This is a genomic window from Streptomyces sp. NPDC102514 (assembly GCF_055584525.1).
In genome coordinates this window covers 283,400-308,318 of record NZ_JBVJLW010000012.1, presented here as the reverse complement: position 1 = coordinate 308,318, position 24,919 = coordinate 283,400, and the positions used below count along the sequence as shown (strand labels likewise).

At 68.9% G+C, this 24,919-nt stretch carries 19 protein-coding genes; 15 read left to right on the top strand and 4 right to left on the bottom strand.

What is annotated here, in order from left to right:
- Positions 1-34: 34 nt before the first annotated feature.
- On the bottom strand, positions 35-793 hold the full coding sequence (locus ACZ60E_RS28845) for an N-acetylmuramoyl-L-alanine amidase (RefSeq protein WP_469444209.1): 759 nt from the start codon (positions 791-793) through the stop codon (positions 35-37).
- A 60-nt stretch (positions 794-853) separates the two neighbouring features.
- Between ACZ60E_RS28845 and mnmA the strand changes: the two genes are divergently transcribed.
- The 5 genes from mnmA to ACZ60E_RS28820 all read left to right on the top strand — a co-directional run bounded on the left by mnmA (position 854) and on the right by ACZ60E_RS28820 (position 8,373).
- Entirely contained in the window at positions 854-1,984 is a 1,131-nt protein-coding gene (gene mnmA, locus ACZ60E_RS28840) for a tRNA 2-thiouridine(34) synthase MnmA (RefSeq protein WP_469444207.1), read from the top strand.
- A gap of 111 nt (positions 1,985-2,095) precedes the next feature.
- Entirely contained in the window at positions 2,096-3,475 is a 1,380-nt protein-coding gene (locus tag ACZ60E_RS28835; RefSeq protein ID WP_469444206.1) for an AAA family ATPase, read from the top strand.
- A 161-nt stretch (positions 3,476-3,636) separates the two neighbouring features.
- The gene (locus tag ACZ60E_RS28830) at positions 3,637-4,389 is read left to right on the top strand and encodes an RloB family protein (RefSeq protein WP_469444203.1); all 753 of its coding nucleotides are present in this window, start codon (positions 3,637-3,639) and stop codon (positions 4,387-4,389) included.
- 161 nt (positions 4,390-4,550) lie between these two features.
- Entirely contained in the window at positions 4,551-7,151 is a 2,601-nt protein-coding gene (locus ACZ60E_RS28825; RefSeq protein ID WP_469444201.1) for a type I restriction-modification system subunit M, read from the top strand.
- Between the two features lie 118 nt (positions 7,152-7,269).
- Positions 7,270-8,373 carry a restriction endonuclease subunit S gene (locus tag ACZ60E_RS28820; protein WP_469444198.1) on the top strand — a complete coding sequence of 368 codons (1,104 nt, stop codon included), beginning with the start codon at positions 7,270-7,272 and terminating at the stop codon, positions 8,371-8,373.
- On the opposite strand, the gene ACZ60E_RS28815 is transcribed toward ACZ60E_RS28820, so the two are convergent.
- The gene (locus ACZ60E_RS28815; RefSeq protein ID WP_469444196.1) at positions 8,362-8,559 is read right to left on the bottom strand and encodes a DUF397 domain-containing protein; all 198 of its coding nucleotides are present in this window, start codon (positions 8,557-8,559) and stop codon (positions 8,362-8,364) included. The genes ACZ60E_RS28820 and ACZ60E_RS28815 overlap by 12 nt on opposite strands.
- Before the next feature lie 11 nt (positions 8,560-8,570).
- Positions 8,571-9,425: a helix-turn-helix domain-containing protein gene (locus tag ACZ60E_RS28810; protein ID WP_469444194.1), complete on the bottom strand. Its 855-nt coding sequence runs from the start codon at positions 9,423-9,425 to the stop codon at positions 8,571-8,573.
- A gap of 556 nt (positions 9,426-9,981) precedes the next feature.
- Here ACZ60E_RS28810 and ACZ60E_RS28805 point away from each other — a divergent pair.
- The 5 genes from ACZ60E_RS28805 (at position 9,982) to ACZ60E_RS28785 (ending at position 16,952) form a co-directional block, all read left to right on the top strand.
- The gene (locus ACZ60E_RS28805; RefSeq protein ID WP_469444192.1) at positions 9,982-10,383 is read left to right on the top strand and encodes an ATP-binding protein; all 402 of its coding nucleotides are present in this window, start codon (positions 9,982-9,984) and stop codon (positions 10,381-10,383) included.
- A 170-nt stretch (positions 10,384-10,553) separates the two neighbouring features.
- Complete coding sequence (locus ACZ60E_RS28800) at positions 10,554-14,186, top strand: type I restriction endonuclease subunit R (protein WP_469444189.1); 3,633 nt, start codon at positions 10,554-10,556, stop codon at positions 14,184-14,186.
- Between the two features lie 93 nt (positions 14,187-14,279).
- Positions 14,280-15,017 carry a M48 family metallopeptidase gene (locus ACZ60E_RS28795; protein ID WP_469444187.1) on the top strand — a complete coding sequence of 246 codons (738 nt, stop codon included), beginning with the start codon at positions 14,280-14,282 and terminating at the stop codon, positions 15,015-15,017.
- Positions 15,018-15,356: 339 nt separating this feature from the next.
- Entirely contained in the window at positions 15,357-16,001 is a 645-nt protein-coding gene (locus ACZ60E_RS28790; RefSeq protein ID WP_469444184.1) for a DUF6461 domain-containing protein, read from the top strand.
- 432 nt (positions 16,002-16,433) lie between these two features.
- Entirely contained in the window at positions 16,434-16,952 is a 519-nt protein-coding gene (locus ACZ60E_RS28785; RefSeq protein ID WP_469444182.1) for a hypothetical protein, read from the top strand.
- Positions 16,953-17,107: 155 nt separating this feature from the next.
- Here ACZ60E_RS28785 and ACZ60E_RS28780 read toward each other — a convergent pair whose 3' ends face one another.
- On the bottom strand, positions 17,108-17,440 hold the full coding sequence (locus ACZ60E_RS28780) for a DUF427 domain-containing protein (protein WP_469444180.1): 333 nt from the start codon (positions 17,438-17,440) through the stop codon (positions 17,108-17,110).
- Between the two features lie 137 nt (positions 17,441-17,577).
- Between ACZ60E_RS28780 and ACZ60E_RS28775 the strand changes: the two genes are divergently transcribed.
- From ACZ60E_RS28775 to ACZ60E_RS28755, 5 genes are all read left to right on the top strand, one after another.
- A complete protein-coding gene (locus ACZ60E_RS28775; RefSeq protein WP_384279469.1) occupies positions 17,578-18,117 on the top strand; it encodes an LOG family protein in 540 nt (179 codons plus the stop codon).
- A gap of 17 nt (positions 18,118-18,134) precedes the next feature.
- A complete protein-coding gene (locus ACZ60E_RS28770; RefSeq protein ID WP_469444282.1) occupies positions 18,135-18,833 on the top strand; it encodes an SDR family oxidoreductase in 699 nt (232 codons plus the stop codon).
- Positions 18,834-18,900: 67 nt separating this feature from the next.
- Positions 18,901-19,920 carry a methionine synthase gene (locus ACZ60E_RS28765; protein ID WP_384807614.1) on the top strand — a complete coding sequence of 340 codons (1,020 nt, stop codon included), beginning with the start codon at positions 18,901-18,903 and terminating at the stop codon, positions 19,918-19,920.
- 14 nt (positions 19,921-19,934) lie between these two features.
- Positions 19,935-22,148: an NAD-dependent DNA ligase LigA gene (ligA, locus tag ACZ60E_RS28760; RefSeq protein WP_469444281.1), complete on the top strand. Its 2,214-nt coding sequence runs from the start codon at positions 19,935-19,937 to the stop codon at positions 22,146-22,148.
- Positions 22,149-22,410: 262 nt separating this feature from the next.
- Complete coding sequence (locus ACZ60E_RS28755) at positions 22,411-24,753, top strand: putative bifunctional diguanylate cyclase/phosphodiesterase (protein WP_469444179.1); 2,343 nt, start codon at positions 22,411-22,413, stop codon at positions 24,751-24,753.
- Positions 24,754-24,919: the final 166 nt, after the last annotated feature.

Genomic DNA, 24,919 nt, shown 5'->3' with positions numbered 1-24,919 from the left:
GCCGCTACGTCAGGGCTGCTTGCCGGGGCACGCGTTACGCGTCACGCCCGGCGGCCGGGGCGGCCGTCGCTGCGCTCGCACTCGCGCTTCCACTCGGACTCGTAGTCGGACTCGTACTCGGACCGGCGGTCCGCTCGGCGTCGCGCTTGGCGGCCGCGCGGACGAGCGGTATGTACCGGCCCCAGTCCCAGTGCGGCCCGGGATCGGTGTGGTCGGTGCCCGGCACCTCGACGTGCCCGATGATGTGCTCGCGGTCGATGGAGATGTCGTACCGGGCACATATGCGCGCGGTGAGCCGGGCGGACGCCTCGTACATGGCGTCCGTGAAGTCCTCCGGCCGGTCGACGAAGCCCTCGTGCTCGATGCCGACGCTGCGCTCGTTGAACTCGCGGTTGCCCGCGTGGAACGCCACGTCCAGCTCGCGGATCATCTGGGTGATGCGGCCGTCCTTGCCGACGATGTAGTGCGCGGCGGCGCCGTGGCCGGGGTCCTGGAAGACCTTCACGGCGCTCTTGAAGCTGCCCTGCGTGACATGGATGATCACGCGGTCTATGCCGAAGTCGTCGGGCCGGTCCGCGCGCCGCCAGTTCGCCGAGGACGCGGCGACCCAGCGCGCGCCCCCGAAGTCGACCTCGCCCTCCTTGCGGGGCTTCTCCACGCCGGGCGTACGCCACCACAGACGCCCCAGCTCGTCCCGGGCCAGCACGGCGGTGCCCACGGCGGCCGCGGCCCCGCCGATGAACAGCGCGCGGCGCGAGATGCCCCGGTCCGAGTCATTCGTCGTCTCCCCCATGTGATCGTCAACGGATACTCGCGGGCTCCGGTTCCCGGGGACCCGTACCCTTGAGGGGTTATGACTGAGACCTCGCAGCGCCCCCGCCCCCTCCGCGTACTGGCCGCCATGTCCGGTGGCGTGGATTCCGCCGTCGCCGCCGCCCGTGCCGCGGAAGCCGGGCACGACGTGACCGGTGTGCATCTCGCCCTCTCGGCGAACCCGCAATCGTTCCGCACGGGCGCGCGTGGCTGTTGCACGATCGAGGATTCGCGCGACGCCCGCCGGGCCGCGGACGTCATCGGCATCCCGTTCTACGTCTGGGACCTGGCCGAGCGTTTCCGCGAGGACGTGGTCGACGACTTCGTCGCGGAGTACGAGGCCGGCCGCACCCCCAATCCCTGCCTGCGCTGCAACGAGAAGATCAAGTTCGCGGCCCTGCTGGACAAGGCCCTCGCCCTCGGCTTCGACGCGGTCTGCACGGGCCACTACGCGAAGGTGCTGGTGAACGAGGACGGCACACGCGAGCTGCACCGGGCGTCCGACATGGCGAAGGACCAGTCGTACGTGCTCGGCGTCCTGGACGACCGCCAGCTCGCCCACGCGATGTTCCCGCTCGGCGACACGCTCACCACGAAGGACGAGATCCGGGCGGAGGCCGAGCGCCGGGGCCTGGCGGTCGCCAAGAAGCCTGACTCGCACGACATCTGCTTCATCGCCGACGGCGACACCCAGGGCTTCCTGTCGAAGCGCCTGGGCAAGGCGGAGGGCGACATCGTCGACGAGTCGGGCGCGGTGGTCGGCAGCCACGAGGGCGCGTACGGCTTCACCATCGGCCAGCGCAAGGGCCTGCGCATCGGCACGCCGGCGGCCGACGGCAAGCCGCGCTACGTCCTGGACATCTCACCGGTGAACAACACGGTGACGGTGGGCCCGGTGGCCGCCCTGGACGTCTCGGCGCTCACGGCCATCAAGCCCCGCTGGTGCGGCGCGGCCCCGACCGCCCCCGGCACGTACACGGCCCAGCTCCGCGCCCACGGCGGCGAGACGGAGGTCCGCGCGGAACTGGTGGACGGCACCCTGGAGGTCACCTTCACGGACCCGGTCCGCGGAGTGGCCCCCGGCCAGGCGATCGTCCTGTACGCCGACACGCGAGTGGTGGGCTCGGCGACGATCGCTACTACGGAGAGGGCGGCGACGGCGTCCGTGTGATCGTCCGGGGGTGGCTGCGCGCCCGTAGTCGTCATAGGCTGCTGCCGCGGAGCGTCCGCACGGTCAATACCGCCCTTTCCGGATGGCCGCACACGAGCACATGAACGACGGGTGTCCCACCCGTCCCGCTGGAGGTCGACGGTGCTGCTGCGCTTCAGGGTGGCCAACCACCGGTCGATCCGTGACGAGTGCGAGCTGTCGTTGGTCGGCACCAAGGACTACGACGACGGTGCCGCCCGGGGCAGCGGACTGCGGCAGGGCGACGACGAGGTGTCGGTCGAACCTGTCGTCGGTGTCTTCGGTGCCAACGCTTCCGGGAAGTCCAATCTCCTGAGCGCCATGTACCTCATGCGCAAGGCCGTACGTGAGTCGTTCGCGGAGTGGACGAAGCTGTCCGGGGTGCCGCGCGAACCGTTCAAGCTGGATCCCGAGGCCCGTGAGGAGACGTCGGTCTTCGAGATCGATCTGGCGCTGGGTAAGCGCAAGGTCCGTTACACCTACGGCTACGAGCTGTCGGACGAGCGGGTCGAGGCGGAGTGGCTGTACGCGTACCCGGACGGGGAGCGGGTCGTGTGGTTCGACCGGGAGGCGGGCCGCTCGCCGGACGACGGCGGTGAGTACGTCTTCGACGCGGAGGGCTTCCGGGGGAAGCGTGACGACCTGATCGGCTTCACTCGCCCGAACGCCCTGTTCCTGTCCACGGCAGCCGCTCTGAACGACCCTCAGCTCTCCGCGATCCATCGGTGGTTCCTGGACAACATGTGGCTGGTGACCCCGGGCCAGGACGTCGCCGCCCGGACGAACTGGACCCGACGCCTCCTCGCCGACTCGCTCGCCGCAACGAAGACACGAACGCACTCCGAACCGAGGGCGCGTACGCACTCCGAACCGAAGGAGTACGCCGAGCGCCTGGCGCAGCTCCTGGCCATCGCCGACCTCGGTCTGACGGGCGTGGACATCGACCGGGAGACGGGTGAGGTGGCCCTGCGCCACCGCGCTTCGACCGGCGACGAGACGCCGCTCGACTTCGAGAGCGAGGAATCGCTCGGCACGCACAGCTGGTTCGCCTTCCTCGGCCCGATGCTGCACGTGCTCGACAAGGGCTCGGTCCTGCTGGTGGACGAACTGGACTCAAGCCTCCACCCCGCCCTCGCGGCCGAGGTCGTACGTCTCTTCCAGGACCCGCAGGCGAACCCACGTGACGCACAGCTGGTCTTCACCACTCACGACGCGACGCTGCTCGGCAGCGAGGTCCTGGAGCGCCCCCTCGGTCGCGACCAGGTGTGGCTCACCGCGAAGCGCGCGTCGGGCGAGACGGAGCTGTACCGCCTGACGGAGGTCGACCCGGGCCCCGGGGAGAACCTGGAACGCGGCTATCTGCGAGGCAGGTACGGCGGCGTCCCACGGATCGGCGCGGGTGACATGGCTCGTGAGCTGTCCTGGCGGGAGCAGGAGAAGGAACGCGAGCGGGAGGCGAAGGCTTCAGCGTGACCAGGCGGGGCACGGCACACGGAGGGCACCCCGACGGCGACAGCGTCGGGACGGACAGGGACAGTCATCACAGCCACGGGGGGCAGCAAGGCTGGGAGGAGAGCGGTAGCGGCGGAAAGCGCAGGAAGCGCAGGCGTGACCGGCGCGAGGAGAAGCCCCTGATGCCGGCGGCTCCGCCCGCGTCACCCTCTGCCACGCGTCGCCAGCGTGTCCTGTACGTGGCCTGCGAAGGCGAGTCGACGGAGCCGGACTACCTGAGATACCTCCAGGACCGCTTCGGGAACGGCGAACGCACCGGGCAGCAGCCGTTCGTCATCCACACGGTCAAGAAGAAGAACGGGCTCAAGCCCGAAGAAGTGGTGGAGGCCGTCAAGGCCAGGGCCGCCGAGGACGAGGCATGGGCGCTCTTCGACCGGGACCAGCACACCAAGATCCCGCAAGCCGTCGCCGAGGCCGCCGCCAATGGTGTCGAGCTGTGCTTCTCGCACCCCTCCTTCGACCTGTGGCTGCTCCTGCACTTCCAGTCCTTCGGCAGCGCGCAGAGCGGCAGCAGCGACGTCGTGCACGAGAAGCTGCGAAAAGCCCATCCCGCGTTCAAGAACTTCGACAAGCGCAACGACAAGAGCATCAAGGGGCCGCGTGCCGAGGCCCTGAAGGACAAGGCGGACCAGGCGATCACCAACGCCAAGATCCTCCTGGCCCAGTGCGAGCACGGCGCGTGCAAAGCCGCGCAGGCCAAGATCGTTCCGCCCAGGCAGCGTTACGACGACGAGGTTCCCCTACCCCCGGCGCCCAAGCCCCCTGAGCGCTGGGCGGCCCGGTCCGGGCATGCGCCTGGGTGCCAGGTGCTGGACCGGGACCCGTCGACCGATGTGTGGCGGCTCCTGGCCAGTCTCGGGATCACCGAGGCCTGACCGGAGGAGCCGATCGGAGCCGCCGTCGTCGAGATGGCCGGGAGTGTTCGTGGCGCGCTCGCGTTTCGTTTCCTCCCGGTCCGCCGGACGTCTAGGCTTCCAGGGCGCTCCGGGCGGGAACCCCGGGCGCCCCTGGATCTCCGTCACACGAAGGACGACGCGTGGCCCGACTCACCCTGCCCGAACTGGAGCGGCATCTGTTCGCCGCCGCCGACATCCTGCGCGGGCGCATGGAGCCCTCCGACTACCGGGACTACATCTTCGGGATGCTGTTCCTGAAACGCTGCTCGGACGAGTTCCAGCCAGAGTACGAGCGGGTGCACGCGGAGGCACTGGCGTCCACCGGTGACGAGGAACGGGCCCGCAAGCGGGCGGACGACCCGGATTCGTACGACCGCGTCTACTACGTGCCGCCGCGCGCCCGCTGGTGGGCGGGCCCGCACCGGGACACTGAACTCCCCGACGGCTTCGCGCCCGGCATCTCGGAACTCACCGAACGCGTCGGCGAGCGGCTCGACGAGGCGCTGGCGGCTCTGGAGGGAGGCAACAGTCTTCTCGCCGGAGTCACGTCCCACATCACCTTCAACGCGCAGATCGGCAACCGCTCCCGCTTCACCACTCCCGAACTGCGTTCCCTGATCCGGCACTTCAGCGTGTACCGGCTGCGCAACGACGACTTCGAGTTCCCCGACATGCTGGGCGCCGCGTACGAGTACCTGCTGGAGCGCTTCGCCGACAGTGCGGGCCAGAGCGGCGGCGAGTTCTACACACCGCGCTCCGTGGTACGCATGATGGTCCGCCTGGTCGACCCGCAGCCCACGGAGACCGTCTACGACCCGTGCATGGGGTCGGGCGGCATGCTCATCGCCGCCAAGGAGTACGTGGAGGAGCACGGCGGCAAACCGGAGGAGCTGGGCGTCAACGGGCAGGACCTGCGGCCCGAGTCCTGGTCGATGGCCAGCATGAACATGGTGCTGCACGGCATCCGCGACTTCGACCTCCGGCACGGCGACACTCTCACCGAGCCGCTGCACATCGACCCCGCCACCGGCCGGCTCCGCACCTTCACCAAGATCCTCTCGAATCCGCCGTTCTCCCAGCTCTACGACCGTCCGGCGGTAGAAGCGGCCGAGGCGCGGCACGGTACCCGTATGAAGTGGGGCTGGGCGCCGGAGAAGGGCAAGAAGGCGGACCTGATGTTCGCCTCGCACATGCTGGGCGTGGTGGAGGAGAAGGGGGTCGTCGCGGTCGTCATGCCGCACGGCGTGCTCTTCCGGGGCGGCAAGGAACGCGACATTCGGATGGAGCTGCTGCACGACGACTGCGTGGAGGCGGTCGTCGGCATCGGCCCGAACCTCTTCTACGGGGTCGGGGTCCCAGCGTGCATCCTGATCCTGCGCCGCCCGCACCGCAAGTCCCCGAAGCGTGAGAAGAAGGTCCTCTTCATCAACGCGGACCGTGACTTCACACCGGGTCGCAACCAGAACGAACTCGGCCCGGAGCACGTCGAGAAGATCGTCGACGTCTTCCAGGCGGGTCGTGAGGTGCCGGGTTACTCGGCCTTCGTGGACCGCGATGTGCTGCTCGCCGCCGAGGCCAACCTCAACATCCGCCGCTGGGTGGACAACTCCCCGCCGGCAGAGCCGCACGACGTACGCGCGCATCTGTATGGCGGTGTCCCGGTCGCCGAAGTCGCCGCGAAGAAGGACTTGTTCGACGCGTACGGTGTCGACGCCACTTCGCTCTTCGCTCCACGCGAGGGTGACCCCGCGTACTACGACTTCCTGCCGGAGGGCCCGGAGACGAGCGCGGCCCGCATTCCCGTACTGGCCGCCGAGCGGGAGACGACCCTGCGGGAGGCGTACAAGGCGTGGTGGGCCGATGGTCAGGAGCTGTTCGTCCAGCTGGCCAAGGACGGCCCTCGCCGGCTGATGCACCTGCGGACCGGCCTGCTCGACGGCTTCGCAGGGGCCATCGGAAGCGTGGGTGTGCTGGACCGCTACCGCACGGCGGGCATCGTCGCCGACTGGTGGACGGAGTCCCGGTACGACATGAAGGCGCTGGGTGACGGCGGGTTCAGGCGGGTCCTGGAGGGCTGGGTCGACTCCACGGAGGCGATCGTGACACCGGCCGCCGGCTCCACGGGGACGGCCCGGCGCGCGACGGTGACGGCGGCGGATCGCCGGACGGCCATGGACCGGCCCGTCGTACGCCTGCTGCTGCCGGACTTCCTGACGGCGTACGCGGCGGCCGAGTCCGCGTCGGCGGTGGCCGACGCGGCGTTCAAGGAGGCGACGGAGGCGCTGGCGGCGGCGACGCCGCCGGACACGGAGAGCGCGGAGGATCCGGAGGACGCTGAGGACAGCGGGGACGGCGAGGCGGCTGAAGTTGTTGTCGAGCCGGTTTCCCCCGAGGAGTTGGCGCGTCTGAAGGGGGAGCTGGCGGCCCGTAAGAAGGAGCGCGCCGCCGCTACGAAGAAGCGCAAGGCACTGGATGACCGCTTCGTGCCGCAGCTTCTTGCGGCGGCGGAGGTGGCGCTGGCGGATGAGGAACGTACGCGTGAGGTCGTTCTGGCGATCCTGAACGAGAGCCTGTCGGCGCGGCTGGACTCGGCAGTTGCCGTTGGCCGGCGCGAGCTGGTGGCGGCTTTCCGTCGGTGGACGGAGAAGTATGCGGTCTCGCTCGCCGAGCTGGAACGGGAGAGCGCGGGGGCGCAGGCAGAGTTGACGGGGTGGCTGGAGGAGTTGGGTTATGCAGAGTGAGTTGCGGTCTTTGGAAATCCCATTTAAGCCCTTGTCGGCTGCGGCTCAGTCAATTGCAGCCGGAATTACCCTAGATCGGAGCCGTGTCTCTCAAAAGCGAACGGCTAGCTATCTCCGCGTGGCAAATGTCCGACGGGGTCGGCTTGACGTTTCCGATATTTCAAGCGTCGAGACTCATTCGAGTGATCGACCTCGATACGAGCTGCGTCGGGATGACATTCTTTTGGTTGAAGGGCATGCGGACCCAGGTCAGATCGGCCGCTGTGCTATTATCGAGCAAGAGTGCGTTGGATTTTTGTATCAGAACCATCTTTTTCGTTTGCGTTTCGATAAAGTGTTGCCAAAATTTGCGCTCATCTGGCTCAATTCAGTGCAGGTGCAAAATTACTGGCTGACGCACTGTGCAACAAGTTCAGGGCTGTACACAATAAACTCCAAATTGTTGGGACAGCTTCCGTTTCCGATGTTCGCTCATGCTCGGCAACGTCGTATCGTCAACGCGCATACTGCGTTTGAGCGGCGGATCGAAGGGTTGGAGCGCGCACGAGTCAAGCTCTTGGTTACTGAAAGAGCGCTGTCCGCCGAAGCCTTGAGGGGGGAGGTCCGCACGACTTGGGAACGTGTACCCCTTGAAGATGTGGCAACTGTCGCGGCCGGCGTCACTCTTGGATCAGAGCCAGTCGGTGACGGGACCATTGAGGTGCCGTACCTGCGCGTGGCCAACGTACTGGACGGCCGTATCGACACCAATGAGGTCAAGCGGGTACGTATTCTCCGATCTCAACGTGAACGGTTCGCATTGCAGAAGGGTGACCTGCTCCTCACGGAAGGCGGCGATCTCGACAAGCTTGGTCGGGGAGCCGTCTGGGACGGGCGTATCGAACCTTGTCTACACCAGAACCATGTCTTCCGTGTCCGCTGCGGTGATCGGATGCTCTCCGATTTTCTGGCGCTCTATGCGGCATCGCCCGCCGGGCGGGCTTACTTCCAGATGGTCGGAAAGCAGACAACAAATCTTGCTTCGATCAACTCGACCCAGGTGAAGGCAATGCCGGTTCCTCTGCCGGAGGTTGAAGAGCAAAAACGGCTCCTCGCCCCCATCCGCTCGGTGCGTACTCGAATCGCGGCGATGGAAAATCAGATTGCGAAGGTAAGAACGATCCAGCAAGCAGTTGTCGAAGACCTTCTCGGCCACTACCAAACGTACGACTCAGCAGCCTGACTCGCCCGACGGTATGGTGCCCGCGCTCACTCCGCGTATGAGCGACAGCAGCGCATTTCGACCCGTTATAAGGACCTCGGTCGGGTTGTCGCTCTCGCGGAGTGCCACGCCGTCGTCGGTGGTGGCGACTTCGACGCAGTTGTTGCCGCCTCCGCCGGAAAATGAAGAACGCTGCCACTCGCTCACGTTCGGTCTCCTCATTGTTCGTGTGCGATGGAACGGATGAGCCTCTGCGAATCGTCCGCAGGCAACGCTGCTTGTTCCATCAGCTCCAACAGGGAACGATAGTTCGTCAGCGGAGTTGGAGCATCCACGAAGTGGGAACCCAACTCTGTATCCAGTTGGACTGTGTCCAACTGCGGTACCACGCCCTCCGCGTACAGGACCGACTGTCCGGCTCCGTGGAAGCCGCCCAGGCTGAAGGGGATGACCAGGAGCGTGACGTTGTCACGCTCGGAGGCTTCTGCCAGGTATTCAAGTTGTGCTCGGGCGGCACCCGGGCCGCCGAACTTCAAACGCAGAGCGGCTTCGTGGATGATGCCGACGTATGGAGTTGGGTTGCTCTGAGTGAGGATTTTCTGCCGCCCGAGCCGATGGGCGATGCGCAGTTCTACTTCGAGTCGCGAGAGCTTGGGGACTGTCAGCTCGAAGATCGCGCGGGCGTACTCCTCGGTCTGGAGCAGCCCCGGTAGGTGCACGGTCTGCGCTGTGCGGATGCGCTTTGCAAAGTATTCCACCTCAGACACTTCCAGGTGGCCCTCGGGGATCTTCCCTCGGTACTCATCCCACCAGTGAGTGGGTCGCCGTGGCCCGATCAGGGAAGCGAGCGCGTCAATCAGCGATGGTTCTGGGCATCTGTAGATGCTCGCCAGTTGCCGTACGCGTTCTTCGCTGAGACCCGTACGGGCTGCCTCGATGTTTGAGACCAGCGTCCGGTCGGCGTTGAGCAGTGAAGCGGCTTGTTGCGCGGAGATGCCCGCCTGTTCACGCATGCGGCGCACCTCTGTGGCCAGTCGGCGATGGCGGGCGGTAGGGGCGTGTCGTGGAGCCATGTGTCCTCTCTCGTGCCTGCGAGCTTGGCCATTTTGCTGGTGACTCTCTAGTGATGCAACAACTCAACCACTCGTTCGGATTAGTTGACTCACGTGTGACGCAGCTGTGCCTTACGGTATGACCCAAGTCACCAGTTCCACCGCTAGAACCGAGAGTGCACCACCCCCTCCTGCCCGCCCGGGACGGCAGGCGCGGCGTGGCAGAGCCATCGTGACAGCGGTCGAACAACCGGTGGAGTAAGTCCACTTGGACTCAACGACCCCACACCCCAGGAGGTGTCACGTGAGCACCGAGCACGCCCGAGCGCAGCACGAGAACCAGATCCACCACCCTCCCCCTACCGCCACCGCGTCCCAGACCGCTTCTCAGTCGCCCACATCCCCGACCCCCAAAAACCTGAGCCCCGCCCCACCCCCACCCCACGCAACCCCCCACCTCCTCCCCGCACTCGACCCCCTCACGGGGCTCGCCCACCCCCCACCCCTCCCCTTCACCGCCCCCTGGTACTACGAGGTCCACTTCCCCTGCGACCCACGAGGACCAGGCATCGCCCGCGTGACACTCCGAGCGGTCCTCACCGCCCACGGTCTCGCCGAACTCGTCGACCGAGCCGAGCTGTTGACCTCGGAGCTCGCGACCAACTCCGTTCAGCACACCAAGGGCCCCGCCTCCGTCCGGCTCCAGTGGCTGCACCCCGTACTGCGAGTCAGCGTCTGGGACATGAGTCCCGATCTGCCCGCCCTGCCCAGTGCCGCCCTAGGCGCAACATCCGACTGGCCCGAGGAGCACGCCCACGGCGGGCGCGGCCTGCTGATCCTGAGTACGGTCGCCGACCGGTGGGGTGGCTGCGCCATAGGAGGTGAGCCGATGGGTCCGGGCGGCAAGACACTCTGGTTCGAGCTGAACCTGCCCGTTCCGCCTGTGGACGGCACGCCGACACCTGCGCTCGCCGCCTGAACCGGAGCGCCCGCCCCCTCTTCTCCGCAACCGCGCCCCCGCACCGCTGGCTGATTCCCGTCACTGTGTCCCCGCCGCGCCCACCCTCTCGTGGATAGAGTTGCGCGCACGCTTCGCGGGGGAGCGGTGGGACGGTTGTTGACGACGCGGTGACGGGCGGGAGTTCGGCAGTGGGGCGGGCGCTACCGGAGTACGAGAAGACCGAACGGCCGCTGATCGAGCAACTGGTGAGTCTCGGGTGGGAGCACCTGGAGGGGGCGGCACCCGGCTCACCCGCCACTGACCCTGCAGCCTCACAACGGCGGTCCTTCGAGGAAACCGTCTGTCCGGAGCGCTTCAAGAGGGCCGTCTCCCGGATCAACCCCGGTGCGGACGGCCGCCCCTGGCTTGACGCCACCCAGCTCGACGCGTTGCTCGCCCTCGTACGCGGGGTCGCCAGGGGGCAGGACGACCGCGCGGAACCCGGTGTCGCCGGAAACCTCCAGGCGACCCGGCTCCTGCGTGACGGCGTCAACGCCCGCACGCTGATCGGGTGGGAAGAGGGCGACCCCGAATTCGTACGGCTCGTCGACTGGGACGGCAAGCACGGCGACGGGGCGGGCGACGGACGGGGCGGGAACGACTGGCTGGCCGTCTCCCAGTTCCGGGTCGAGCGCCTCGACGGCGGCCCCGTAACCCCCGACCTCGTGCTCTTCGTCAACGGTCTGCCCTGGGCCGTCGTGGAGTGCAAGGCCCCGCTCACCTCCGGCACCGACAGCCGCTCCGCCCTGGATGCGGCCGTCGCGCAGGTCGTCGGGTACGCGGGTGTGTACGCCGCCGCTCCCGTCGCCGAGCTCACACGCTTCGCGCAGGTACTCGTCGCCACCGACCGGGACCACGCCGAGCTGGGTACGGTCACGGCCGACCCCGAGTACTTCACCCCGTGGCGTACGACCGCGCCGGCACCCGTGACCGCGTCCGGCAACGACATGGCCGTGCTGGTGACCGGGCTGCTCACGCCCGCTCATCTGCTCGCCTTGGTGCGGGACTTCACCACCGAGCGGCTACAAGGCGGCCGTACGGTCAAAGTCATCGGCCGCTACCAGCAGTTCCGGGCGGTCACCTCTCTCACGCGCAGGCTGCGGGAGCGCCAGAACGCCATCGCGAGAGGCGATGCCGCCGACCATCGCGGGGGCGTCATCTGGCACACCCAGGGCTCCGGCAAGAGCCTCACGATGGCCTTTCTCGTCCGGCATCTCAGGAGCGACGCCGAACTCAGAACCCACAAGGTCGTCGTCGTCACCGACCGCCGGGATCTGGAAAGGCAGATCGGCCGGTCCCTGGCCGCCGCCGAGGAGACCGTTCACCGCGCCGTGTCGGTGTCGGATGCTCGCGCACAACTCGCCGTGGACGTCCCCGACGTCGTTCTCGTCATGCTCCAGAAGGCGCGCAAGGACGACAGTGCCGACGACGGCAGCGCGGAAACCCTCGGGACCGACGACGAGCCGGCACGGATCCACAACGTGCCCGCCAACGAGAGCCCCCGGATCGTCGTCCTGGTCGACGAGGCCCACCGGGGCCAGGACAGCTGGCTGCACGCCCGCCTGCGCAGCATGCTGCCGAACGCCGTCCTGATCGGCTTCACCGGTACGCCCATCATTGACGAGGCACGCAGGACCACCGAGGCGATCTTCGGCGGCCTCGCCGACACGTACACACTGCGCGACGCGGAGCGGGACGGCTCGGTCGTCCCCGTCCGCTACGAGGCGTGGGACGTACCCCTGGAGGTCATCGAGAAGGCGGCCCTCGACGCACGCTTCGACGAACGCGTGCCGAGTGACCCCGATCAACGGCGTCGCGTGCTGCGGAAGTTCGCGCGCCGCAAGGAAATCCAGGAGGCGCCGACCGTCATCGCGGCGAAGGCGGCGCACATGCTCAGGCACTGGGCGGTGAACGCGCTGCCAGACCGCTTCGGCGCCCAGGTGGTCGCCGTCTCCAGGCTCGCCGCCGTCCGCTACCGCGAAGCCCTGCTCGAAGCCCGTGACCAGCTCCTCGCCAAGATCGACGCCCTCGACCCCGACCTCGTACACGATCCGAACGCGTCGCTGGACGCCGACGAGGTGACACGCGAACTCCTCACCGTCCAGCGGCAGCGTGACCTGCTGCGCTCCGTCGACGCCGCCGTGGTCATCTCGGAGCGGTCGCCCACCATGGCGGGCAGTGACCCCGAGAGCTGGCGCCGGTGGAAGCTCAAGTCACGCCAGGACGCCTACATCGAACGCTTCCTGCAAGGACTCGGCGACCCGATGGCAGCCGCGGACGACCCCTCCTGGGACGCCGATCCGCACGGTCCGGCAGGGCAGGGCCTCGCCCAGGATCCGGGTCAGGGAGATGAGTGGCATGTTCCGCCTACGGGTGATGCGGGTGGGAGCGGCACGGAACCCGACGGAGGGAACGCGGAGAACGGCGAGAGCGAGACGGCGGACGAACGCGAGGAGCCGCTGGCCTTCCTCGTCGTCCAGGCCATGCTGCTCACCGGCTTCGACGCGCCCGTGGAACAGGTCCTCTACCTCGACCGGGCCATCAGCGGCGTGAACCTGCTGCAGGCCGTGGCACGGACCAACCGCCCGTACCCGAGGAAGGCGTGGGGCCTGGTCGTCGACTACGCGGGCGTCGGCCCGGAACTGGCCCGCATGCTGCGCGGCTACGACGAGCGGCACCTGCGTGAGGTGTACGGGTACGACCGGGTCGACGTGGACCACCTCGAACGCGACGAGCAGGGCCACTATCCGCCTGATCAGCCGACGGGCGACGGTCTGCTGCTCCAGGCCGACGCGGCTGCCGACCGGCTCCTCACCGACCTGCACGACGCCCTGTTCCGGTTCCTCGACGGCCAGGGATTCGCCGACCGGGACGCGTACGGCATCGTCACGCTCGACGACGAGAGCCGCCGTGAGGACCTCCTCGACGTACTGCGTGACCCGATCGTGCGGGGTGAGTTCGACGAGGTGGTCCGGGACTTCCTCTCGGCCCTCGGCGCGGTCCTGCCGCGCCCGGCGGCCCTGCCGTACGAGCGGCTCGCGGGACGGCTCGGAGAGGTCCAGTACCTCGTACGCCGCCGCTACCTCGACGGACGGGACGAGTTCAGCCCGCGCCGCTACGGCGCCAAGGTACGGCAGCTCATCGCACAGCACCTGCTGGCCCACGAGGCAGAACTCCGGGTCCCGCGCATCGACCTGAGTGACCCCGGATTCATGGAACACGTCAACGCCAACCCGGATGCCCGCGCGCGGATCGCGTACATGGAAAGCTCCCTGCGCACCCGCATCACCGCGCGCCTGGCCGGCGACCGGGCGACGTACGACCGGTTCAGTGAGCGTCTGGACGCGATCGTCCGGCAGATGCGCGACGACAGCGAACAGGCGGCGGCCGACCTCGCCAGACTGGTCGGCGACGTCAACGAGGCGGAGGCCCGCGCCGGAAGCGCGGACAGGGCGGCCGGACTCGATCCGCTCACCGAGGGTCCCGTCTGCCGGGCGCTCGCGAAGGCGCTGGACGAGGCGGGGATGCTCCCTCTGCCAGAAGATGTGGATTTGCAGGGCGCGGTGCGTGTGATCACCGGCACGATCGTGGACCTGGTGCGCATGCCGTCCTTCAGGACCTCGTCCGCGACGCGGATCGACGCCCGCAGAACCCTGCGCCGCTCGGTGGAGACGCATCTTGGAATGGAGTGGGAGGACACCGCAGAGGTGGCGGCAGAGCTGGTACGACTCGCCGAGGCCCGACAGGACGACTTCCGGGCGCGTGGCGGTGATCCTCGATGATCCCCGGTGGCTTGCGGTGACCGCCTTCGGACGGTTCGCGCAGCTGCCGCACCGCTGACCGGCGATGTCAGTCGCCAGTGATACCAATAGCGCGTGAGCATCACTGTCGAGTCAGCGCTCGCCGCGTTGCCGCTGCCCGCGGAGTGGCGGTGGCAGGTGGTCGTCCGGCCACGGCGTCGGACCCTGGGCATCGAGGTCGACGAGAAGGGGACGGTGCTTTTCGCCGTCCCCGCGAACGCCGAGCCGGACTCTGTCGCCGAAGCGGTGCGCGCGCGGCTTCCCCGCCTCGCCGCCGAAGTGCGCAGGCGCGGACCACGCCCCGGCCAGCCGGTGAAGGAGTTGGTCAGTGGCGCGAGTTACGCCTATCTCGGCCGCCGGTACCGGCTCCGAGTACTGCCCACAGGAGCCGCCGGGAAGGTGCGTATGCACCGGGGCTGGCTGGAACTGCCCCGCCCCGTCACCCGCGAGGACGGGGTTCGCCGCCTTGCCGACTGGTACACCACGAGAGGCACGTCCTGGCTGGCAGCACGAGCGGAAGCGCTCGCGGACCGAGCCGGAGTGAATCCACAGAAGGTCGTGGCGTGCGAACTGGGTGCACGCTGGGGTTCCTGCGACCGCGACGACAGACACATCGCCGTGCACTGGGCGCTCATGCAACTGCCTCCCACCCTGATCGATCTGATTCTGGTCCACGAACTCGTCCATCTCAGAACGACGGGTCACGGGGCGGCGTTCCGGCACGCGATGAGGGCCGTCCTCACCGATCTCGATGACCTGGAGCGTCGATTCGCGGATGCGGAACCGGAGCTGTGGCGCGGAGCTGTGGGCTAGCCCGACGCGCAGCGGATCTCTGCTGGAATCGGCTGCAGTCCCGGACTTGCCACTGACGTGTGCGACGGTTCGAACAGAGAGGCTCGGACGACCTGGCGCGGCGCCCCGGGAGCGCTCACCGCATGCTTCGTGCCGTGCTGACCGTCCACGGGTTGACCGAACTCCATGCGGGTGGCGGACTGCCCAGCCAACGGCCAGTGGAAGGACTCGGCAAGCGGCTTGCCATGTCCCAGCCTCGTGTTCACCGTCATGAGCGGAATGGCCGCAGTGAACGCTCCGATCCCTCTGGTGCATGAGCCAACTCAAGCCTTGTCAGTGGTATGAACAAGGATCACCGGTATGAGTGCGACTACCAGTGACTACATGTGGTTCGAGGAATGTTTCCAGGATCTCGCGGAGTCCTACTGCATCACCCTCGTCCACGAGGTCCCTCCGGCGGAGCTGCTGCATCGACTCGGAGGCCGAACCGAACCCGCACGCACCGGCATCTCGGAACTGGTCGAAGCCGCCTACGACGTCTCCGCCCCGTTCGCCGGTACCGCCGTGCGGACACTGTTCGGCATGACCTTGATCGGCCGGTGGACGCTCATGGTCGAGCCCAACGGCTGGCAGGGCGTCAACGAAGAAAAGGCACTGCAGGCTTCCGTGGATACCCGTTGGATCTCCCACTACGACAACGGCAACGCCAACAGTGACGGCTCGTTCCTCTGGGCCGAGGACACGGACCGCCGCCTGCAGTTCGACCTTCGTGACGCCGGTCACCGCCACGGCTCTCGCCCGGATGACCTCCTGCATGTCATCCGGAATCTCGGCTTCGAGTTCCCGGAAGAGCCCATCACGACCGACGACTTCGGCTCCGACCCTGACACGGATTTGGCAATTCCGGCCGCTCTCGCCCTCGCCGAGCACCTCACACAGGTCCGTCTCACGCCCAGCCATCTGGGCGAGGCCACTTTCATCTGCGGCAGCGCAGAGGGCAGGTGACCAACCGGCAGTGCGGTCTGGCCGTTCCGAAGCCGTCGTCCGCGGTGTTTGGCGCGTCGAGGGCTGGAGGTGCGCACCCGTACGTGCTGGTCCAGACGTCGGCCTTGTTCAAGAGTGGTTCGGGCGTGCCCGAGGTGCGGAGGCGGAAGGCGACCCGGGTAAAAGTCGATCACTCCTGACCGGGACCGGGCGTGCCGCGCCAGGGGCGGCCGGTCATCACGTCGTTCGGTGCCACGGAGTGCGAAACAGTGCGCGGACACTAAAGCGGTGTGCAGCCAGTCGATAGAGATATCGCGAGTGCCTCGTTCACACTTCGTTGAGTAATTCATTGATCCCGACCCGAGCGGTCCGATAACGGCCACTCGCTGTGAACAGGAGGGTCACAGGGTGATCAAATTGGCGCGAACCGCGATAGGAAGCGCGAAGGAAAGCGTGAAAGCAAGGTCTGTCGCGATCTTCGTCGCGGCGTTGGCCATGCTGCTGTCGGCGATCGCTGTCGCCCCGAACGTTGCCGCCGAGCCCGACTCCCGTGGTGCTCCTTACATCAGCGCCGCCGGTGAACCGTCGATCGACGGCATCGACGGCCCATGGAGGTGGATGGACCGGCCGCGCGGTGAGGAGTCGCGGGACTACCTGCCCCCGTGTGCCCGGTCCTACGTCTGTCTCTACGTTCTCTCGAACCAGACGAGCACGAGGAACTACTGGTACGTCTTCCGGCTGTACGTGGAGAAGACCTACGCCGTCCACAACTTCAACTACAACAGCAGCTACCAGTGGATCATCAACAACCAGACCGGCGGCGTGGACGCGGAGACGTTCGACGGGGGTGCGATTGGTGAGCTGATCGCGTGCTACCCGGCTCCCGCCTCCGCACCCACGACCTCACGCGACTTCAAGTCCGCCAACTGGTACCCCGTCTGGTACGTGTACACGGGAGCCCGCTCCTGCTGACCGCTGACCCCTGACCGGCACTGGACACGGCCTCCACTCCTTCCGCAGGGGCGGAGGCCGTGCTCGACCGGCGGTCCGACGTCGCCGCATCGGCGGTCACCGCGGTGCGGGGCCCAGGGTCCTCGATCCGCACGGACCGGTGTCGACGCCCGATGTCAGGCCGTCGTGACCGTCTCCACCTCGTAGAAGCAGAAGTGGTCCTTGATCTCCGCGACCTCCGGCTTCGGGTCCGGGTAGGCCCAGACCAGGTCCGGGGCGTCGGGGAGTGACCAGTAGGACGCGTCTCCCTTGAAGGGGCAGTGGGTGGACGTGTCCGACGGGGTCAGCAGGTCCACGTGTACGTCCTCCGGAGGGAGGTAGTAGCGCGGCGGGAGGCCCGTCTCGCGCAGCACCAGGGGGCGGGTGCTGTCGGCGAGCACCTTGCCGTTGTGGACCGCCCGGACGTGCTCGGTGCCCTGCTCGACGGTGATGCGATGGCCCTTGGTCACGGTTCGACTCCTCGGTAGAGGTCGCGCTGAGGTGGCGCGGAGGTGGCGTTCTCATTGAGTGCAGCGTTCGGCGCCGTCGCGTTCTTCCCCTTCCCGGATGCTCTCTCGACGCCTGGGGCGACCCGTAAATTGAGCGCATGAACATTTGTGTCTTTCTCTCCGCCGCCGAGCTCGACGAGCGCTACACCCGGCCCGCCCGCGAGTTCGCCGAACTGCTTGGCAAGGGCGGGCACACGCTCGTGTGGGGCGGTTCCGACGTCGGGCTGATGAAGGTCGTCGCCGACGGCGTGCAGGAGGCGGGCGGGCGGCTCGTGGGCGTCTCCGTGGAGTTCCTGTCGGCGAAGGCGCGCCCCGGTGCCGACGAGATGATCGTCGCGCGGGATCTCGCGGAGCGAAAAGCGCTGCTTCTTGAGAATGCCGACGCTGTCGTCATCATGGTCGGCGGGACGGGCACCCTCGACGAGGCCACCGAGATCCTGGAGCTGAAGAAGCACGGGCACACCGACAAGCCGGTCGTGCTGCTCAACACCGCCGGCTTCTACGACGGGTTGAAGGAGCAGTTCCTGCGCATGGAGGCCGAGGGGTTCCTGCCCGTGCCGCTCACCGACCTGGTGTTCTTCGCGGAAGAGGCCGTGGGAGCGCTCGCCTACCTGGAGGAGAGCCGCGGCACGCGGTGAGCGCGCGTGCTGCGAGCATGGCGGGCATGGCTACTCATGTGATCACCGGAGCCGGCTCCGGCATCGGCGCGGCCGTCGCCCGCCGCCTCCACGCGCGCGGGGACGAACTCGTGCTCCACGCGCGCGACGCGGGCCGCGCGAAGGAGCTGGCCGCCGAGTTCCCCGGCGCCCGGACGCTCGTCGGCGACCTCGCGGACCCGGGCCGGCTGTCCTGGGCGTTCTCCCACCAGACGCTGCCCGACCGGGTGGACTCGCTCCTGCACATCGCGGGTGTCATCGACCTCGGAAGGGTCGGTGACCTCACCCCGAAGACCTGGCGTCATCAGCTCGACGTCAATCTGATCTCGCCGGCCGAGCTGACCCGCCACTTCCTGCCCCAACTGCGGCTCACGCAGGGACATTTGGTCTTCGTGAACTCCGGTTCCGGGCTCAACGCGTACGCCGACTGGTCCGCGTACGCCGCCTCCAAGCACGGTCTGAAGGCCCTCGCGGACTCCCTGCGGCACGAGGAGCACGCGAACGGGGTCCGGGTCACCTCCGTCTATCCGGGGCGCACCGCGAGCGCCATGCAGGCCAAGGTGCACCAGCAGGAGGGCAAGGAGTACGACCCCTCGAAGTGGATCGACCCCGAGTCCGTCGCGACGACCATCGTCATGGCGCTCGATCTGCCGAAGGACGCCGAGGTCAACGACCTGACGGTACGCCCCGGCCGCTGACCGGCCCCGGGCATGCACGCTGCCTCCCGCGGGCCCCGGGCCCCCGCCCGTTCCGTAGGCTTCCCGGGTGAGCGAAAAAAGCGAGTTCAGGCCCGGCCCCGCCACCGGCATCGGGTCGATGCCGGGCGGGGACGCCCGGGAGACCGCCAAGAGCGTGGCCGGGACCTTCGAGGGCCCGGAGACGGGCATGCCGTACCTGGCGGAACTGCCCGCCCGCGGCCCCGGCGCGGACATGATCGGCCGGACCGCGGGGATGCTCTCCGAGCTGTACGCGCGCGTGGAGCCCAGCGGCTGGCGGCTCGGGGACCGGCCGGGCCGCGACACCAAGCGGGCCAGATCCTGGCTCGGTGAGGACCTCGACGCCCTGGAGGAGTTCACCCAGGGCTACGAAGGGCCGCTGAAGGTGCAGGCCGTCGGCCCCTGGACGCTCGCGGCGGCCCTGGAGCTGCACAACGGCGAGGTCGCGCTCTCCGACCCCGGAGCCTGCCGCGACCTCGCCGGATCGCTCGCCGAGGGCCTGCGCGAACACCTCGCCGACGTACGCCGCCGTGTCCCCGGCGCCGAGATCGTCCTGCAGCTCGACGAACCCTCGCTCATCGCCGTCCTGCGCGGCCAGGTGCGGTCCGCGAGCGGCTACCGCACCCACCGGGCCGTGGACCGCCAGCTCGTCGAGGCGACGCTGAGGGAGGTCATCGGCGTGCAGGAGGGCGGGCCCTCCGTCGTGCACTCGTGCGCCCCCGACGTGCCGTTCGCGCTGCTGCGCAGGGCCGGAGCGAGCGCCGTCTCCTTCGACTTCTCGCTGCTCACCGAGCGTGACGACGACGTCATCGGGGAAGCGGTGGAGGCGGGGACCCGGCTCTTCGCCGGTGTCGTGGCGGGCACGGACGGTCCGTTGTCAGACCCTGCCGGTAGCGTCATGGGTGTCAGGACGCTGTGGCGCAGGCTGGGGCTGAGTCCGGGGCTTCTCACGGACGCGGTCACGCTCACCCCGTCGTGCGGACTCGCGGGCGCCTCCCCCGAGTACGCGCGCAGGGCGCTCGCCCACTGCGTCCGGGCGGCGAGATCCCTCGCGGACAACCCAGAGTGACGGAGGACGACACGGTGGCCGGCGACAAGGACGCACAGACCGCCTCGGCTGCGCAGCCCGCGCCCAGCGAGGCACGGGAGAAGCACGCGCAGCTCGCTGAGCAGATCGAGGAGCACCGCTTCCGGTACTACAAGAATGACGCGCCGATCGTCAGCGACGCGGAATTCGACACACTCCTGCGCGCCCTGGAGGCACTGGAGGACGAGTATCCCGAGCTGCGGACCCCGGACTCGCCGACCCAGAAGGTGTCGGGCGCGGACGCGGTCGACTTCACGACGTTCTCGGCCGTCCAGCACCGCGAGCGCATGCTCTCGCTGGACAACGCCTTCGACGACGAGGAGCTGGCCGCCTGGGCCGACCGCGTCGCCAAGGACGTCGGCGCGTCCGCGTACCACTTCCTGTGCGAGCTGAAGGTCGACGGCCTCGCGGTCAACCTCACGTACGAGCACGGGCGTCTCACGCGCGCGGCGACCCGCGGCGACGGCCGCACGGGCGAGGACATCACGCCCAACGTCCGTACGATCGCGGAGATCCCGGACCGCCTGCAGGGCGAGCGCATCCCCGACCTCGTGGAGATCCGCGGCGAGGTCTACTTCCCGATGGAGAAGTTCGAGGAGCTCAACGCCCGTCTGGTGGAGGCGGGCGACAAGCCCTTCGCCAACCCGCGCAACGCGGCGGCGGGTTCACTGCGCCAGAAGGACCCCCGCGTCACGGCCACCCGCCCGCTGCACATGGTGGTGCACGGCATCGGCGCGCGCGAGGGCTTCGACATCGACTGCCTCTCGCACGCGTACGAGCTGCTGCGCGAGTGGGGCCTGCCGACGACCCGCTACGGCAAGGTCGTCGACGACCTCGACGGTGTGCGGGAGTTCATCGCCTTCTACGGAGAGAACCGCCACTCCGTGGAGCACGAGATCGACGGCGTCGTCGTCAAGCTCGACGAGATCCCCCTCCAGGGCCGCCTCGGCTCGACCTCCCGCGCCCCGCGCTGGGCGATCGCGTGGAAGTACGCGCCGGAGGAGGTCAACACCAAACTGGTCAACATCCGGGTGGGCGTGGGCCGTACGGGCCGCGTCACGCCGTACGCGCAGGTGGAACCCGTCACGGTGGCCGGTTCCGAGGTCGAGTTCGCGACCCTGCACAACCAGGACGTGGTCAAGGCCAAGGGCGTCCTCATCGGTGACACGGTGGTGCTGCGCAAGGCCGGTGACGTCATCCCCGAGATCCTCGGACCGGTCGTCGACCTGCGCGACGGCAGCGAGCGGGAGTTCGTGATGCCCGCCGAGTGCCCCGAGTGCGGCACACCGCTGGCGCCCGCCAAGGAGGGCGACATCGACCTGCGCTGCCCGAACGGCCGCACCTGCCCGGCCCAGTTGCGCGAGCGCCTCTTCTACCTCGGGGGCCGCAAGTCCCTGGACATCGAGAACTTCGGTTACGTGGCCGCCGCCGCGCTCACCAAGCCGCTGGAGCCCGCTCAGCCGCCCCTGGGGGACGAGGGCGACCTCTTCGACCTCACCATCGAACAACTGCTGCCCATCAGGGCGTACGTCCTCGACCAGGACAGCGGACTGCCCAAGCGGGACCCGGAGACCGGCGAGGAGAAGATCGCGACCGTCTTCGCCAACCAGGAGGGCGCACCCCGCAAGAACGCCCTGGCGATGCTGGAGAACATCGCGGCGGCCAAGGAACGTCCGCTGGCCCGCGTTCTCACCGGGCTGTCCATCCGGCACGTGGGTCCGGTCGCGGCCGAGGCGCTGGCCCGCGAATTCCGGTCCATCGACCGGATTCAGGCGGCGACCGAGGAGGAGCTGCAGGCGGTCGACGGTGTCGGCGGCATCGTCGCGACCTCGCTCAAGGAATGGTTCGCGGTCGACTGGCACCAGGAGATCCTCCGCAAGTGGAAGGCCGCCGGCGTCCGCATGGAGGAGGAGGGCTCCGGCGAGGACGAGGGGCCCCGTCCGCTCGCGGGACTGACCGTCGTGGTCACCGGCACGCTGGAACGTCACACCCGCGACGGAGCGAAAGAGGCACTGCAGAGCCGTGGGGCGAAAGTGACCGGTTCTGTTTCGAAGAAGACGGCTTTCGTTGTCGTAGGTGACAATCCTGGATCGAAGTACGACAAGGCCATGCAGCTCAAAGTGCCGGTCCTGAACGAGGACGGTTTCGCCGTTCTGCTCGAACAGGGACCGGAGGCGGCGGCGGAAGCGGCACTTCCGATCGAGGGGTAGCGGTTGAAGACCACCCGTTCGGCGCATACCAGATGCATAGGGGCGGCCGTGTCGCATTCGGGCAACCGTAGACGACCGCTGCCCTTAGGAGCCTTCTGCGGCCTACTGTTGAGGTCTGCGCCTGCCGTGCCCAGCTGCGGTTGGGGCACCCCCATGCTCTTCAGGAGTCGGGGGAAGGGTTCTTCAGACGCGGAGCCGTTGAGGGACTGATCGTGCGTCGGGCCGCGTGGCGTGGGCACCGCCGGCCGTGAGAGGGACGGGAATGGAACCGACCGAGAGCGCCGCTCCGGACTCACGGCTGCGCCCACGCTGGATGACCGGCGTGCGGCGGTGGGGGCACCCCTTGCTGGAGCGAAGCCGGGAGCTCGGGGCGGGCCTCGGCGTCACCCGGCCCGCGGAGCGGTCCGGCCTGCCGGGGGCACCGGGCTCACCGGGGTACGGCACCGGACAGCACAGCGGTACGGACGGGCCCGGCTCGGGCCGCTTCACCGCCGTCCACGGCTCCCACTCCCAGCTGCCCGGCCAGGAGACCGACCGGCAGCTGACCTGGCCCGCGCTGCCCAAGGCGGTCGTCGTGGCCGCCGCGGCCGTGCTGGGCGCGGGTTTCTACCGCGCCTTCACCGGCCACCACTCGCTCTTCCCGTCCGGCTCGGCCGGCTGGGCGCTGGCCGTCCTGGTCGGTGTCATCGTCGGGCATCTGGTCGCCCTGGGTCGGTCCCGCTGGTGGGGCGGCACGGGCTCCGGAGCGGCCCTCACCCTCGCCGTCCTGCTGCTGTACGGCTGGGTGCCGGCCGGAATGGTCAGCCTCACCGTCGTCGTGCTGGTCGGGATAGCCCGCCGGCACCGCTGGCGCCAGGGCATCCTGCACGGCGCGGTGGACATCCTCGGCATCGGCGCGGGGGCGCTGGTGCTGGCCGCGTTCGGCCGGGTGCCGTCCGTCGAGGCGCCCTGGAAACCGGAGAACTGGACCGTTTTCACCGTGCCTCAGGTGGTGTTGGCGGCCGGGGCGTATCTCCTCGTGAGCCGCGCGCTGCTCTGGTACCTCCACGCGCCTCGCACGCCGGGACTGCCGACCGTCGCCCGCACGGCACTCGTCAGACAGGGGCTCGTGGCCGTCGCACTGCTCGGAATCGCTCCGCTGATCTGCGTAGTCGCCATCGCCCTTCCCGCGCTCCTGCCGCTCTTCGCCGTGCCCCTCATCGCCCTCGACTCCACGCTCTGGATAGCGCGGGCGCGGGCCGAGGAGCAACTGCGTGATCCCCTCACGGGTCTGCCCAACCGGCAGTGGCTGCTCGAACGGACCTGGCGGGCGCTCGACGACGCCGAACGGATCGGTGCGCGTTCCGCTCTGATGCTGATCGACCTGGACCGCTTCAGGTCCGTGAATGACACCCTCGGGCATCTCGCCGGGGACCGGCTGCTGTTGCAGATAGCGGACCGGCTGCGGGTCGCCCTGCCGCGCGGGGCGGAGGCCGCGCGGCTGGGCGGCGACGAGTTCGCCGTGCTGCTGCCCGTCGCCGACTCGACGACCTCGGCGACGCGGGTAGCCCGCGGCCTCGTGACCGCGCTCGGGTCGCCGCTCGACCTCGACGGGCTGACGCTCGTGCTGGAGGCCAGCGCCGGGCTCGCCGTCTTCCCCGACCACGCGCTGGACGCGGAGGGGCTGCTGCGGCGGGCGGACGTCGCGATGTACCAGGCGAAGCGGGACCGCACGGGGGTGGAGGTCTACGAGTCCAAGCGGGACTCCAACACCCCCGACCGGCTCGGACTGCTGGGCGATCTGCGACGGGCGCTCGACGCGGGGGACGTCGAGCTGCACTACCAGCCGAAGGTGCGCTTCGACGGGCAGGTCGCAGGACTTGAAGCGCTCGTACGGTGGGTGCATCCCGAGCGCGGGAAGGTGCCGCCGGACGAGTTCATAGCCATCGCCGAGTCGTCCGGTCTGATGCCGCACCTGACCGAGTACGTACTGGAGGCGGCGCTCGCGCAGGTCGCGCGCTGGCGGGCACAGGGGCTTCGGGTGCCGGTCGCCGTCAACGTGTCGCCCCGGGACGTCCACACCCCCGGCTTCGCGGGATCGGTGGCCGCGCGGCTCGCCCGGCACGGGGTCCCCGCGGGGGCGCTGCAGCTGGAGATCACGGAACACGTCCTGCTGGAGGATCCGCAGCGGGCCGCGGACACCCTCGCCGCGCTGACCGCGCACGGCGTGAAGATGTCCCTCGACGACTTCGGGACCGGGTACTCGTCGCTGGTGCATCTGCGGCGGCTGCCGGTCAGCGAGCTGAAGATCGACCGCTCCTTCGTGGCGCGGCTCGCGGTGGACACGGAGGACGCGGAGATCGTGCGCTGCACGGTGGATCTCGCGCACTCGCTCGGGCTGCTCGTCGTCGCGGAGGGCGTCGAGGACGACGAGACGTGGGAGCGGTTGCGCGACCTCGGGTGCGACGCGGTTCAGGGGTGGCTGGTCGCCGCGGCGATGCCTCCGGAGGAGGCCACGGCGTGGTTGCTGGCGCGGGGATCCCGGGGGTGGCAGCGGCCCGCTGCCGCGTTGCCCGCGGCAGCGGCGGACGAGCAAGGACCTTTTTTCCCACCCGCCCACCCGTGACAGGCGTCCCGACGGGTGGGCGTGTCCCGTGGGCCCAGCCCGCCGTCGGCGCCCGCCCGTGGTGAGGCCCAGCGCGGTCCCGCGCCCGTCCGGTACGACGCCTGCGCGGTCCCGGCCGTCCGTTGTGAAGCCCACGTGGGGCCCACCCGTCCGTCGCGCGGCCCAC

What these genes read in the sequence shown, in the direction of transcription:
- ACZ60E_RS28845 (WP_469444209.1), bottom strand. Translation starts at nt 793, where the DNA reads ATGGGGGAGACGACGAATGACTCGGACCGGGGCATCTCGCGCCGCGCG.
- mnmA (WP_469444207.1), top strand. Translation starts at nt 854, where the DNA reads ATGACTGAGACCTCGCAGCGCCCCCGCCCCCTCCGCGTACTGGCCGCC.
- ACZ60E_RS28830 (WP_469444203.1), top strand. Translation starts at nt 3,637, where the DNA reads ATGCCGGCGGCTCCGCCCGCGTCACCCTCTGCCACGCGTCGCCAGCGT.
- ACZ60E_RS28810 (WP_469444194.1), bottom strand. Translation starts at nt 9,425, where the DNA reads ATGGCTCCACGACACGCCCCTACCGCCCGCCATCGCCGACTGGCCACA.
- ACZ60E_RS28790 (WP_469444184.1), top strand. Translation starts at nt 15,357, where the DNA reads ATGAGTGCGACTACCAGTGACTACATGTGGTTCGAGGAATGTTTCCAG.
- ACZ60E_RS28775 (WP_384279469.1), top strand. Translation starts at nt 17,578, where the DNA reads ATGAACATTTGTGTCTTTCTCTCCGCCGCCGAGCTCGACGAGCGCTAC.
- ACZ60E_RS28770 (WP_469444282.1), top strand. Translation starts at nt 18,135, where the DNA reads ATGGCGGGCATGGCTACTCATGTGATCACCGGAGCCGGCTCCGGCATC.
- ACZ60E_RS28755 (WP_469444179.1), top strand. Translation starts at nt 22,411, where the DNA reads ATGGAACCGACCGAGAGCGCCGCTCCGGACTCACGGCTGCGCCCACGC.